This window comes from Cognatilysobacter bugurensis, assembly GCF_014652095.1.
GTDB lineage: Bacteria > Pseudomonadota > Gammaproteobacteria > Xanthomonadales > Xanthomonadaceae > Cognatilysobacter > Cognatilysobacter bugurensis.
On the sequence record NZ_BMYD01000001.1, the window covers coordinates 639,136 to 652,529 of the forward strand.

8 protein-coding genes are annotated in these 13,394 nt (G+C 68.3%); 1 reads left to right on the forward strand and 7 read right to left on the reverse strand.

All coding sequences use genetic code 11. The features are described 5' to 3' along the window. Positions 1 to 13 precede the first annotated feature (13 nt). The 7 genes from IE075_RS03045 to IE075_RS03075 form a co-directional block, all read right to left on the reverse strand. A complete protein-coding gene (locus IE075_RS03045; protein WP_189453170.1) occupies positions 14 to 1,348 on the reverse strand; it encodes an NAD(P)/FAD-dependent oxidoreductase in 1,335 nt (444 codons plus the stop codon). A 243-nt stretch (positions 1,349 to 1,591) separates the two neighbouring features. Beyond that, complete coding sequence (locus IE075_RS03050) at positions 1,592 to 2,704, reverse strand: extracellular catalytic domain type 1 short-chain-length polyhydroxyalkanoate depolymerase (RefSeq protein WP_189453172.1); 1,113 nt, start codon at positions 2,702 to 2,704, stop codon at positions 1,592 to 1,594. Positions 2,705 to 3,988: 1,284 nt separating this feature from the next. Further along, positions 3,989 to 4,696: a GAF domain-containing protein gene (locus tag IE075_RS03055; RefSeq protein ID WP_189453174.1), complete on the reverse strand. Its 708-nt coding sequence runs from the start codon at positions 4,694 to 4,696 to the stop codon at positions 3,989 to 3,991. A gap of 202 nt (positions 4,697 to 4,898) precedes the next feature. Beyond that, a complete protein-coding gene (locus tag IE075_RS03060) occupies positions 4,899 to 8,486 on the reverse strand; it encodes an ABC transporter permease/M1 family aminopeptidase (protein ID WP_189453176.1) in 3,588 nt (1,195 codons plus the stop codon). Positions 8,487 to 8,498: 12 nt separating this feature from the next. Next, positions 8,499 to 9,392 (reverse strand): ABC transporter ATP-binding protein, encoded by an 894-nt coding sequence (locus IE075_RS03065; protein WP_189453177.1) that lies wholly within the window; start codon positions 9,390 to 9,392, stop codon positions 8,499 to 8,501. Positions 9,393 to 9,507: 115 nt separating this feature from the next. Continuing rightward, positions 9,508 to 11,568, reverse strand: coding sequence for a TonB-dependent receptor plug domain-containing protein (locus IE075_RS03070; protein WP_229792282.1), 2,061 nt, complete (start codon positions 11,566 to 11,568; stop codon positions 9,508 to 9,510). A 110-nt stretch (positions 11,569 to 11,678) separates the two neighbouring features. Beyond that, positions 11,679 to 12,416 (reverse strand): rRNA pseudouridine synthase, encoded by a 738-nt coding sequence (locus IE075_RS03075; protein ID WP_189453179.1) that lies wholly within the window; start codon positions 12,414 to 12,416, stop codon positions 11,679 to 11,681. A 121-nt stretch (positions 12,417 to 12,537) separates the two neighbouring features. Here IE075_RS03075 and IE075_RS03080 point away from each other — a divergent pair, with 121 nt between their 5' ends. Next, positions 12,538 to 13,392, forward strand: coding sequence for a PA4780 family RIO1-like protein kinase (locus IE075_RS03080; RefSeq protein ID WP_189453181.1), 855 nt, complete (start codon positions 12,538 to 12,540; stop codon positions 13,390 to 13,392). Positions 13,393 to 13,394: the final 2 nt, after the last annotated feature.

Genomic DNA, 13,394 nt, shown 5'->3' on the forward strand with positions numbered 1-13,394 from the left:
CGGACCGCGGGCGCTAGGTCGCGTGGTCGACGCGGCCTTCAGCCGGCGCTTCGGACGCGCACGGCGCCGGCCCGGGCGGCGCGTCGTCCGCAGGGTCGGTCGGCTCTGGCGTGCCATCCCGGAAAATGATCCGGGCGTGCCGCTGGTAGGTCCAGTACGACCAACCCCAGTTGAGCAGCACGATGAGCCGGCTGCGGAAGCCGATCAGAAAGAACACGTGGGCGACGAGCCAGAACCACCACGCGAGGGCGCCGCTCAGTCGCAGCCCGTGCACGTCGACGACCGCGGCCATGCGGCCGATCGTCGCGAGGTTGCCGTAGTCGCGGTATCGGAACGGCGGCGCGGCCTCGCCAGCGAGACGGGCGCTGATCACTCGCGCCACATGGCTGCCCATTTGTTTCGCTGCAGGGGCGACACCGGGAACGGAGCGGCCGTCTTGTTGCAGGGCGGCGAGATCGCCGGCCACGAAGATCTCAGGGTGGCCGGGAACGCTGAGGCCCGGCCCGACCGGAACGCGTCCGACGCGATCAGTCTCGACGCCCAACATCCGGCCCAGCGGCGATGCGGCGACGCCGGCCGCCCACAGCACCGTGCGCGCCGCGACGCGGTTGTCGCCTATGCGGTAGCCACGCGCGTCGATGTCGGCCACCGGCGCGCCGGTGAGCACCTCGACGCCGAGGGATTCGAGCTGCGCACGCGCACGCTGGGAGAGCGACTCGGGGAACGACGAAAGCACGCGCGGCCCGGCTTCGATCAGCCTGACGCGCGCGGTGGCGGTGTTGATGTGGCGGAACTCGTCGCGCAACGTGTGTCGCGCGATCTCGGCGAGCGTGCCGGCGAGTTCAACGCCCGTGGGCCCGCCGCCGACGACCGCGAAATGCAGCCATGCGTCGCGCTCCTCCGGCGTGGCGGCCATCTCGGCGTTCTCGAATGCGAGCAGGACGCGTCGCCGGATCTCCAATGCATCGTCGAGGGTCTTGAGGCCCGGCGCGTCTTCCGCCCACTCCTCATGGCCGAAATACGCGTGCGTGGAGCCGGTTGCGAGTACCAGCGTGTCGTAGTCGAGCCGGCGTCCATTGGACGTTCGCACTGCGCGGGCCTCGACATCGATCTCTGCGACCTCCGCGAGCACGATCTCGACGTTGCGTTGGCGACGCAGGATGTGGCGCAGCGGCGCCGCGATGTCTGGCGACGACAGGCCTGCCGTGGCGACCTGATAGAGGAGGGGCTGGAACAGGTGGTGATTGCGTCGATCCACCAGCGTGATGCGCACCGGCGAGCGCGCCAGTGCGCGGACAGCCCACAGGCCAGCGAAACCGCCGCCGACCACGACGATGTGAGGGCTCATATCCGCTCCCGTCTGCAGTTGCGCAATTGTCCGCCTTACGCGGCGCGCGTGCATGTATGACGTGCGCGCGGACGGGAGCCCATCGCCGAAAAAGCTTTGCGCGCGGCGCGAACGGACCATGGCGCGGGCGCGGAGAACTGCCAAACCGTCGGGCCGGACGCACAGCCGCTGCGCTGCCTGCACGGTGCAACCGCAGGCAACGCCCGAGGGGCGCGGCGAGCGAAATCACCGCGCTGCAGTGGCTTACTCGTGCTGCAGGAAGAACGCCACCATCGCCGCAGACGCGTCGGGGCCTGTCGCGTCGGTGTACGAGCCGGCCGGGTCGCCGCCGCTCCACGCGTGACCGGCGCCGTGCAGCGTCCACCGCTCGAAGTGCGATCGGCCTGCGTCATCGACAACGACCTGCCGCGTGAACGCCTGTCCGCCGGCTGCGCGTCCGCTCTCGGTGCGGGTGCGCTGGCCAGGTCGCGCCGCGGCCTTGGCCAATGCGTCCGCATTGCTGGGCGCGACCGTGCGGTCCTCGTCGCCGTGGAACACGATCATCGGCACCGCTGCCCCCGGCGCCGGCACTGCCTGCGCGCCGTGTCCTTGCATCGCGCCGAACGCGGACGGCATGTCGTGCGCGCTCGCATACGGCAAGCCTGAGTGCACACCGATGGCCTGGAACAGGTCTGGGTGCGTTTGGCCCAGGATCACAGCCATCGCGGCGCCGGCGGACAGCCCGGCGACGAAAATGCGGCCCGTGTCGACGCGATGCTCCTGTGCGATCTGCCGCGCAATGCCCGCGAGGATCGAAGGCTCGCCGGCATCGCCGCGCTGGTCTTCCGACCGGAACCAGTTCCAGCACTTCGCGTGGTTCGCCTTGCCGATCTGCTGCGGGTAGGCAACGAGGAAGCCGTGTCGGTCGGCGAGGGCATTCATGCGGGTGCCGATCGCGAAGTCCTCGGCGGTCTGCGTGCACCCGTGCAGCATGACGATCAGAGGGCGCGGTGCGCCGGCGGCGTCGTAGCCCACGGGCAGGTACAGCCGGTAGTCGCGACGTCCGTGCGCGTTCGAGAACGTTGCGCGCAGGAACTGGCCTTGGCCTGGAACCGTCTGTGCCGGCGCAGACTGCTCGGGGCGGACCCGGACGCGCGGTGTGACACCCGTGTCGGCGACCGGCGCCGCACCGCGTGCGTCGAGGCCGGCGCTCGCCAGCGCGCGGTCGATCGTCGCGCGCACCGCATCGTTGCTGCCCGACCGGTCGAGACCCGCTGCCGAGAGCGCCCGCGCGATATGGTCGGTGACGCCGCTCGTGTCGGCTTGGGCGGGCGAGGCCTGCTTGAGGCGATCGAGAATCTTGGAAAAAGGCTTCATGGGACTCCCGTCAGAAGGGTTTGTTGCACTGCAGCATACGCCGCGGTAATTAACGGACCGTCACGCCGCGCGACAGCCCGGGACGTGGGGCTCACCTTCTGGACGCGGGCAGCCCACACCAAGCGCGATTGAAGCTCGAGCCACGACGCGGCAAGGGTTGGGTAAAGCGAAAGCCTCCGAAGACCCGCCTCGCGCCGGGTGGATCAGCCGACTCTGGCGCTGCCGGTCGGGCGCGTTCCCTGGAGGAACGCTGATACGCGAGGCCGCAATCGGATGCCTCCGGTGCACGCCCCCGCGGCGCGTGTGCTTGAGCTACCGCGCCAACTCAAGCCTTAGCCGTCATCGACTCGCCGCCGATCGCAACATCTCTCACAGCTGCAGCGTGGAGGGCGTCGATCGCTACCTCAGCAAAATTGAACTAACGCAGTCTTGCTCGGTCGCGCCGCGCGTGGCGCGGCGCTCGGCACGCTTGCTTTGTCGGGTTGCGCGAGGCGTCCAAAGGGCGACGAGTTCAACTGGACCATCCGGAGCTGCATCGCACCGAGAGGCTGCTGCACGAGCGGATCGCGGCTCGGCCGCAGACGCACGACGCGCTGGTCACGCAGCTCGCCCGACGCGTGCCCGTAGCTGCGATGGCCCACTTCGCGACCCATCGCGCCTAGCTGAAGGACGAGGACAACGCGTCGTTCAAGGACTGTGCGAAGAAGATCCGCATCGGCCATTCGGACGCGCCGATGACGGTCGGAGGCTTCGCCGATCCTTTGAGCGGCGCGAGCTACAACAAGCGCCCGGCCAGCGCCACGTGGAAGCCGCGCGCAAATACCACATCGCATGGGCCGGCCTTGCGCCGACGCAGGTGCACGCCGTGAGCTACGGCGAAGACCGCAGTCGTTGGGTGGGCGACGACGCTGAGGGGCGGCGCGGGCGAAGTGAATCGCCGCTTTTCGCTGCCGGTCGACTACGGCCCATCAACGGCGAGCACCGCACTGCTGTAAGCGGCGCACTGCTGCAAGCGGTCCGCTGCGTAGCTCCCGCGTTGCACTTCGCAGCGCATTGGCTGAAGGGGACCGGTCTTGCGGCAGCAGCGGTCTTTCCTCGGATTCGCAGCGTTGGCGGGCTATCGCACGAGCAAGGCCACTGCCCGAGCGCCACTCCTCTCACCAGCGTGTCGAGATCCCCTGGCGGCAGGGCTGACGCTTCAACTTCAACCAGGCCGTCCGGATATTTCCAACATCCTGAGCATGTGCCGAAGCCGCGCCACTTCGGCACCGATGCCCTTGCGTGTCAGCCCGTCAGCGCGGCATCGAGCCGGTCACGCAGTACCTGCGTCACTTCCTTGCAGCTCGCGTCCATGTCCTCGACCAGGCGACGATCGGCGGCCGACAGCGACGCCGAACCCTGCAGCAGGTAGAGCGTGGTCACGACGGGCTGCAGCAGGTCGCGGATTTCGCGCTCGGCGGTCGCCAGAACCCGCTCGCGCGAACGCGCTTCGTGCAGGTGGGAGCGGGCGCGCTCGAGGTCCTCGATCATCTCGAGTTGCGTACCGATCAGGTCGGCGAAAAGTTCGAGCGACTTGAGCAGCGCTGGCGCGTCGAGCGGGACGCTGCGGCTGTCGATCGCGCACAGCGTGCCGAAGAAGTCGCCGTTCGCGCGGTGGATCGGGACTGCCGCGTAGCTCTGCAGGCCGTAATGGCGCGGCGTGTGATGCGTCGAGTACACCGGGTGCGTGCTGGCCTCGCCGAAGATCACCGGTTCGCGGTGCTGCCGGATCTCATTACAAATCGTCATTTCGAGCTCCAGGTCGCCGCCCGGGGCCAGGCCGAAGTCGAGCTCGTCGCGTACGGAGCAGGCGGTCCAGCGGGTCTCCGTCACGCGCGCCACCGCAGCAAACCGCATGCCGGTGATCTCGGTGACGGCCGACAGAATGCGCGGCACGGCTTCGATTCGCTGGACGACCGCGACGTCTCGCTCGACCGTGCTGCGGCTCTGCATAGCGGGTTCCTGTGACGCTCGGGTCCGCCAGTTAAACACCTGCTTGCGACGGGCGCGAGTCGGTGGCGCGCCAGAGCGGCGCTGCTTCGCCTGCGCGCCGCCGTCCAGCTTCGCCCCGCACCGGCGCTGCGGCAGAACCGCGGTCGGCACCCGCCGCAACCACCGTGTAAGCGGTTGCGGCGGACGGCATGGCCTGCACCGTCTACAAAGTCACCTTCTTGCGATTGTCGGAGGACACGCGATCGATGAGCTTGTTGTAAGGATCAAAGCCCGCTTCGTCCGGACGCTCGTCGACCGTGACGGTGAGCGTGGGGCTCTCGCGGTCGATGCGATGCCGCTTGAGGTAAAGGACTTTTTGGTCGCGCTCCTCTCCGGACGGGCCATTCGCGAAGACGCCCACCTCGATCCAGTCGTCCAGGGTCCCCGCACTTTCCTTGCCCTTGCCGTCGGCGTAGCGCTTGGCCGCGTGCAGGTCGAGCCTGACGTCATACCGGCCATCGGGTCGCCGAGTGGCGCTCGCGGCTTCGACGCGGTTGTCGTAGAAGCTGATCTTCTCGAACAGGTCTGTGATCAGCGCTTGCTGATCAGGCCGCGCTTCCGCGCGGATGAAGGTCAGCAGTTCGGCCGAGGTGGGAAAGGGCGCGCTCTGGTAGGCCTTGGCCTCGAGAAACTTCTTGAGTGCGCGGTTGAGCGCCGCTTCGCCCAGCTCTTCGCGCAGGCGATAGAGCACCAGCGATCCCTTGCGGTAATGGACGTACTGCTGGTCCTCCACGCGGTAAAGCGGTTGCTCGTCCACCAGTTCCCCGCTGCGTCCGGAGAGGTAGCGGTCAAGCTCGGTCTTGAGGAACTGGCGCATGTGGGCGCGCCCGTATTCCTTTTCCATCACCATCAGCGCCGAGTACTGCGACAGCGTTTCCGACAGCATCGTCGCGCCCTGCACGTTTGCGCCGATCACCTGGTGCGCCCACCACTGGTGCGCCACCTCGTGGGCGGTTACGTAGAACACGTAGTCGACGTCGTCGGGATCGCGCAGATCGGCAATGAAGCCGATTGCCTCCGAGTACGGGATCGTGTTCGCGAAACTCTGCGCGAACGTCGCGTATCCCGGGAACTCGATGATGCGCACTTGACGATGCTGGTACGGGGTGAAGTTTGCTTCGTAGTAGGCAAGCGACTTCTTGACCGCGTCGATCATGCGGTCGACGTTATAGCCGTGACGCTCGTCGTGGTAGATCTCGATCGGAATGCCGTTATAGGTGTCGCGCTTCACCTCCCAGCGCCCCGACAGGTACGCGAAGAAGTTCAGCATCGGCCGATCCATTTCGTAACTGAAGCAGCGTCGGCCATCGCGCTTGAATTCGCGCACGAGATAGCCGGGCGCCAGCGCGACCTGGTCGGGCGCCGTGCAGATCGTCGTTGTGTAATCGATCCAGTCCGAATCGGTGCCCAGGTACGTGTTCGCACGCGCCGCTTCGTCCTCGAGCTTTGCCATGCGCCGCGGCTCACCGAGCCCGCGCTCGCGCCGGTCGTTGCGCGCCGCGAGCTCACGGCGCTCGCTGTAGCCGAACGACGGAAAGACGGTGTTGTTGAAGAAGGTCCCGTTCTCGACCACCTGCGTGGGCGCGCCGTGGCCGGTCATGCCGTCAGCGCGGAAGTCGAGCTTGAAGCTGACCGCTCGTTCGTCGCCGGGTTGCAGCGGTTCGGCGAGGCGATAGATGCGGTAGCCCATGTCCTTGTCGTGGGTGACGAGTTCGGCGCCGCCGAGGTCGATGTCGACGAGCCACTCGTCGTCCTGCATGAGCACGTGCACGTCGCGGATCGGCGTGGCATGCACGTTGCGCACACGATAGCGGCCCGCGACGCGCAGCTCCTGCGTCTCGGGGCGGAGATCGACGTCCGTATCGACCGCCACGATGCGCGGCTGCGGCAACGAGCGGTACTTGCCGTAGGTCTTCTCGTAGTTCGCCTGGAGATCGAGCTGCTCCTCCGGCGAGCGGAAGTCGTTGCGGATGTTCGTGTTCCAGAACAGGAAGCCGCCGATCGCCGCGAACGCCGCCAGGCTGGCTGCGAGTGCAAGGCCGGGGCCTCCGTGCAGCCGCTGGCGCGCGAGCGACCAGCGTTGCTTGCGCCCCATCGCGACGCCTCGCACCCACAGCGCGTTCGCCAGCAGCATCAGCGCCAGCAGGAACGCCGCCCAGTACGACTGGAACCACAGCTGCTCGCGCAGGAAGTGGCCATAGCCGTTCATGTCCGAATACGGGGCGTCGGGCCAGCCGCCGAACGTGTACAGGTGATGCGTGAAATCGAGTACGTCGAGCGCGAGCTGGCTCAACATCACCAGGATCAGCAGCGCGTAGCCGACGAACTTGTTGTTGCTGAAGACCTGCAGTGCGAGCGCGAGGCCGCCCATGAGTACGAAGATCACCGAATCCACGGCAAGCGCCTGGAGATACACGAGCGGCTCGATCGCGGTGTAGCCCTTCGAGAGCTGGATCGCGACGGCGGTGACCACGCCGATCGCTTGGAATGCGATCACGACGGCCACGAGCGCCCCGAACTTCGCAAGCAGCGGCACCCAGTTCGGCACGGGCATCGCGTCGGTGACTTCGTTGATCTTTGCGCCGCGCTCCTTCCAAACCAGCTCGCCCGCATAGAACAGCACGATGATCACGAGCAGGAAGCTGTAGCTCTGCTGCAGGGCCCGCACCATCTGCGACGTCACCGGGTAGATGCCGGTGCCGTAAGCGCTCTCCATGTAGAGCGCGCTGGGCAGGAAGTTCGCCATCGCGAACGCGAGGAGCACGAGGAACGGCACGCTGCGGAACACGCCCAGGGTGTCGAAGCGGAGCTGCCGCATGAACTGGTGCCAGGCCGTCGAGGCGCCGAAACGCGGCTGCACCCGGGGCACGGCAAGGGGACGCGTGGCAGCGGGCGTCACTAGCGTCGCAGGGGACGGCGCGGCGCCGCGGCCCCAGCGGCGGCGCGCCGTGCCGGTGCGTGCAGTTTTGAACAACGCAAACGTGGCAGCGAGCAACGCAAACGCAGCGCCGAGCCAGATCGCGCGATTGGCGACGAGGTAACCCGACAGCTCCGGCAGCCGCGCGTTGCGTTCGTCCACCGACCAATAACGGATCGCGTTCGCCATTGCGCGGATGCCTAGCGGCTCGAGCATCGACGCGAGGCCGCGGTTATCGAGGTCGGCCAGGATCACGCCGCTGACGCCGTACAGCACGAAGAACGCGATCACGCCGATGTAGACCCACAGGATGCTGCGCGTCAGCGCCGCCAGCAGCGCCAGAAGCGCGCCGGTGAACAGCAGGTTGGGGATGACGAACACGCCGAAGCCCCAGACATACGGCGTCAGCGAGACGGGGCCGAGGCGCTCGGGTTCGACCCAGGGCATGAACTGGGCCACGAACATCCCGATGCCGACCAGCACGTACATCGACAGGCTGATGACGAAGGCGGCCGCGAGCCGACCCGCCAGGTAGTCGCGCCGGCGCACCGGCGCCGAGAACACGAGTTCAGCCGTGCCCTGGTCGAAGTCGCGCAGCAGTGCGGAGCTCACCACGAGCGTGACGATGAGCATGCCCAAGAAGCTGAACAGCGCCAGCCACGTCGCGACAACCGTCGGTGCGTTGCGGTGGATGTTGCCGATGCTGCCGCCGATTTGGATCGTTTCGCTGCCCGCGGCACTGAAGGCGAGGGCGGCGAACAGCAGCGCGAGCAGCCAGATCACCGGGGATCGGAGCTGCTCGCGCAGTTCGAAGCGGAAGAATTCGAGCGTCATGGCGGCGCTCCGTCAGGCGGCCCGCGCTTGCAGGCGCAGGCGCTGGAAGTAGACGTCCTCGAGATCCGGCGCCACGGGCTCGAAGCCGACCTCCGGGCGATCGGCGCTGAAGACGTGGATGACCGGGTGGCCGGCGACGAGCCGCGTCGACAGCACCGTGCAGCGCGCTTCGTAATCGGGCAATGCCGCTTTGGTGACCTGCTTGCGCCACACCTGCGATTCGAGAGCGTCGATCGCGTCGGTGGGCCGGCCCGTCAACAGCACCTGACCGCGATTCATGATCGCCATGCGCGGACAGAGGTCGGTGACGTCCTCGACGATGTGGGTCGACAGGATCACCGCGACCTGCTCGCCGATCTCCGCGAGCAGGTTCAGAAAACGATTGCGCTCTTCGGGGTCGAGCCCCGCCGTCGGCTCGTCGACGATCACCAGGCGCGGGCTGCCGAGCAGCGCCTGTGCGATGCCGAAGCGCTGGCGCATGCCGCCCGAGAACGTACCGAGCTTGCGCTTGCGCGCGTCCCACAGATTGACCTGTCGAAGGAGCCCATCGACGACCTCGCGACGCTGGCGGCGATGGGTCAGCCCCTTGAGGGTCGCGAAGTGCTCGAGCAGATCTTCGGCGCTGACCTTTGGGTAGACGCCGAAATCCTGGGGCAGGTAACCCAGCTGCCGGCGCACGGCATCCTTGTCGCGGAGCACGTCGATCGCACGGCCGTCCGCGCCTTCAAGTGTCGCGGTGCCGCGATCGGCCTCCTGCAGCGTCGCCAGCGTGCGCATCAGCGACGACTTGCCGGCGCCGTTCGGCCCGAGCAGGCCGAACATGCCGCGTGGGATGTCGAGGCTCACGCCGTCCAGGGCGCGGACGCCGTTCGCATAGGTCTTGCTGAGGTCGCGGATCGTGAGCATGGGGTCCCCTGGCGCAGTCGGTGGCGCCCCCATGCTCGACGTTGGGCCGCCCGTGACCAAGGCACGGAGTGCACGGTGACGACCGGCACATGGCGCCCCGCTCGCGCGTCGGCCGCTAGAACTTCAGGCGAATGCCGCCGTTGACCACGAAGCCGTCGGTCGGCGCCCATGCGTCGACCGTCCACCCGCCGTCGGCGGCGCGCTGCGGCAGCGTCATCGGGTGATAGCCCGTCTGGCGGACGTTGAGGATGTTCTCGAGGTTGAGGAACAGGCTCACGCGCCCGAGGGTGATCTCGCCGAGCATCCCGAGTTCGACATACGGGCGGCCCGTGCGCCGGTAAGGGTTGTCGTCCAGCGGCTGCGTGCCGGTGTAGTACGCCTCGATGCCGACGCGGCCGCGGCCGTGCTGCTCCCACATCGCTACGACGCCGCCGGTGTGGCGAGGCGTCAGCGGCACCTGACGCCGGCCGGGACCGTCGGGATCAGGTTCCGTCGAGTCAGTGAACACGTAGCTGCCCGTGACGACGAAATCCTGCCACCGGTAACGCAGCAGCAGCTCGCTGCCGCGCGTGCGGGTCACACCCTCGACATTGACCAGCTGCACGCGGGGCGTGCCGTCGGGCGACGGCGGCGCGAGGTCAAGCCGCACGGCGTCATCGATGTCGGATGCAAACAGCGTGAGGCTGGTTTCGATCGGGCCAGTCGCGTAGCCGACGTCGAGCGAAGCAGTCGTCGCGGTCTCGGCTTCGAGGTCACGCAGCGGTTCCAGACGCGCAAGGCCCGCCGCCTCGATTTCTTCGACAAACGGGGTCGGCGCGTAGAAGCCTTGGCCGATCGACGTACGCACCGACCAGTTGCGCGGCCGGTAGAGCAGGGAGACGCGGGGGCTGAAGTGCGCACCGTACTCGCTGTGATCGTCCCAGCGCGCGCTGCCGGCGAGGGTGAGGTTTTCGCGCAGCGCATGTTCGGCCTGCGCGAACACGCCCGGCACGGTGTAGCGGTAGTCGAATGCGGGGAACGTGCGCGAATCGTAGGCATCGGACTGCAACGCCGCGCCGGCGAGCCACGTCGTGTCACCGAAGCCGGACGCGTACGAGGCCTCGGCGAACGCGGTTCGGTGACGATCGTTCTCGACCAGCGGGCCGAAGCGGTGTCGGTGGTCGGTCGTCATCGCCGACGCGCGCAGGTGCAGCGTGTCGGTATCGCGCACGGGCACCTCGACGACGGCGCCGGCGTCGTAACGCGTGGTGTCCTGCGTGAGCGCGAACGGCTGGCCGTCGGCGAGCACCGAGCCCGGCAACGTTCCACCCGCGCGATCCTCGGACATCGCCCCGAACGTCAGCAGTGCGCGCGCGCCGTTGTCCCCGGTCCAGAAGAGGCGCGGCCGTAACGTCCAGCGGTCGAACGCGGGCATGTCGATCCAACCGTCGTCGTCGAGATCATGGCGGTCCTGCGTGTGGTAACCGCCGGTCACCGAATAGCCCCAGTGCTCATCGAGCGGCGCTGCGGTGTACGCGGTAACGTCTTGCCCGTTGCGGCTCGTCACGTTCACGAGCAACTCCGTCTCGGGCTCCTCGCCGGGCCGCCGCGAAATCAGATTGATGACGCCGCCGAGCGCCGACGGGCCGTACAGCGCCGAGGCAGCGCCCTTCACGATTTCGACTCGGCCGAGGTCGGTCGGTGGGATCTGCAGCAGCCCGATCGACGAGGCCTGACCGCCGTACAGCGGCAGGCCGTCGGCCAGCAACTGCGTGTAGCGCCCGCGCATGCCCTGGATGCGGATGTTCGACGCGCCGAGCGCCGGCGACGTGGCCTGCACCCGGATGCCACCGGTCTCGGCCACGAGCATCGCGATGTTGCCGGGCGTCATCAGCAGCTTCTCTTCGATCTCCTCGCGCACGATGACTTCGACGCGGATCGGCTCCTCGGACACGCGGCGGCGCGACCGGGTCGACTCGACGAGGACCGCGTCGAGTTCCGTAGCGTCCTCGTCATGGCCGTGCTCGCCGGCATGGGCTTCGTCAGCGCGGTGCTCGTCGGCCTCGTGTTCGTCGGCCGCTTGGGCCGGGGCATCGGCGTGGGCTTCCTGCGCAGACGTGAGGGGCGCGGCGCCCAGGCACACCAGGCACAGGGCAATCGCCAGCGGCTGGCGGCGGAACGTGCGGGGGTAATGCAACTGCGAACTCCTGAAACGAGAAGGCGCGGGCCGAATTCCGGCTGCGGCGCGTCGGTCAAATTTTATCGGGCCGGTCAGGCGGGCCCCTGCGCGGCGCGGGCGTCCGCGGGTCAGAACTTCTCGCCGACCGGCAGGTAGCGCCACGCGCCCGGGGGCATGGCGCCGTTCGGGCCCTTGCCGACCCCGATGCGGCCGATGCGCAGGCGACGGATCGACTTCACCCGAAGCCCGACCTGCGCGCACATGTATTGCAGCTGGCCTTCGCGGACGCCCTTGATCGCAAACCGCAGCCGCTGCTCGCTCTGCCAACTGACCTTGCAGGGCGCAAGCCGGCGGCCGGCGTAGTCCATGCCGTGGTTGAGGCGCCCCAGCCCGTACGGGCCCAGATCGCCTTCCACCTCGACCAGGTACTCGTGCTCGATCTCGTCCGCGTCCTCGGTCAGGCGCCGCCAGACGCGGCCGTCCTGCGTCAGCACCATGAGCCCGGTCGCGTCGCGGTCCAGCGGCGCGAGCGGGGTAAGCCGGTGGAAATGACGCTCCAGCACCCGGATGTCGGACGGGTCGTCGGCCCAGCGCGTCGCCGGCGTGATGAGCGAGGTCGCCGGGTTCGGTCCCTGGATCGCGTCCACGCCGGGCGGCTTGTTCAGCAGCACTGTGGCGGGCTCGACGTCGTCGAGACGCGCCTGCGGGTCGACCGTCACGACCTCCTCGGCGACGCGGTGCTGCGGCGCCTCGACGACGGCGCCGTCGACGGACACCCAGCCGTTGCGGATGTATTGCTCGGCGTCGGTGCGCGAGCAATGCATGAGCTCGGAGACGCGTTGGGCAAGGCGGACCGGTTCAGTCATCGGGGAGGCCGCGGGGGAGGGCGCGCAGTGTACCGGGCCGCCGCCGCGACCCCGGCGCGCCGATCTGCAACACTGTGCGCCCGTCCCGCGGCGCGATCGCGAGACCTTTCCCCGGGATCCTGTGAAGACACCTGCAAGCCTGCAGACGCTGATCGACGACGGCGTCATCGACGAAGTGCTTCGACCGCTCAAGAGCGGCAAGGAAGCGGCGGTGTACGTGGTGCGCTCCGGCGACGACGTGCGCTGCGCAAAGGTTTACAAGGACATGGCCCAGCGCAGCTTCAAGCAGCGCGTCCAGTACCAGGAAGGGCGCAAGTCCCGCGGCAGCCGCGAGGCCCGCGCGGTGGCGACGGGCAGCAAGTACGGGCGCCGGCAGCAGGAAGCCGAGTGGAAGAACACCGAGGTCGACGCGCTGTACCGCCTGCGCGAGGCCGGCGTGCGCGTGCCCGAGCCGCACGGGTACTTCCACGGCGTGCTGCTGATGGAGCTGGTCACCGATTCGGAGGGATTCTCCGCGCCGCGGCTGGGCGAAGTGGAGCTTGCCGCCGAGCAGGCGCGGGCGTTCCACGCCACGCTCGTGCGCGACGTGGTGCGCATGCTGTGCTGCGGCCTGATCCACGGCGACCTGTCGGAATACAACGTGCTGGTCGGGCCCGACGGCCCCGTCATCATCGATTTCCCGCAGGTCGTGAGCGCCGGCGGCAACAACGCCGCGCGCGCGATGCTGCTGCGCGACGTCAACAACCTCACCGCGAGCCTCGGGCGCTGGGCGCCCGAACTGCTCGACACGTGGTACGGAGAGGAGATGTGGGCGCTGTTCGAGGCGGGTGACCTGCAGCCGGACACCCAGCTCACAGGCAGATTCACTCCGGACCTGCGCCGGGTCGACCTCGACAGCGTCCGCGACGCGATCAACGACGCGCGCGAGCTCGCGCTGATCCGCCAACAAGGGCGCGAAGCCCAGGACGAGGACTGAGG

What these genes read in the sequence shown, in the direction of transcription:
- IE075_RS03050 (WP_189453172.1), bottom strand. Translation starts at nt 2,704, where the DNA reads ATGAAGCCTTTTTCCAAGATTCTCGATCGCCTCAAGCAGGCCTCGCCC.
- IE075_RS03055 (WP_189453174.1), bottom strand. Translation starts at nt 4,696, where the DNA reads ATGCAGAGCCGCAGCACGGTCGAGCGAGACGTCGCGGTCGTCCAGCGA.
- IE075_RS03045 (WP_189453170.1), bottom strand. Translation starts at nt 1,348, where the DNA reads ATGAGCCCTCACATCGTCGTGGTCGGCGGCGGTTTCGCTGGCCTGTGG.
- IE075_RS03065 (WP_189453177.1), bottom strand. Translation starts at nt 9,392, where the DNA reads ATGCTCACGATCCGCGACCTCAGCAAGACCTATGCGAACGGCGTCCGC.
- IE075_RS03060 (WP_189453176.1), bottom strand. Translation starts at nt 8,486, where the DNA reads ATGACGCTCGAATTCTTCCGCTTCGAACTGCGCGAGCAGCTCCGATCC.
- IE075_RS03075 (WP_189453179.1), bottom strand. Translation starts at nt 12,416, where the DNA reads ATGACTGAACCGGTCCGCCTTGCCCAACGCGTCTCCGAGCTCATGCAT.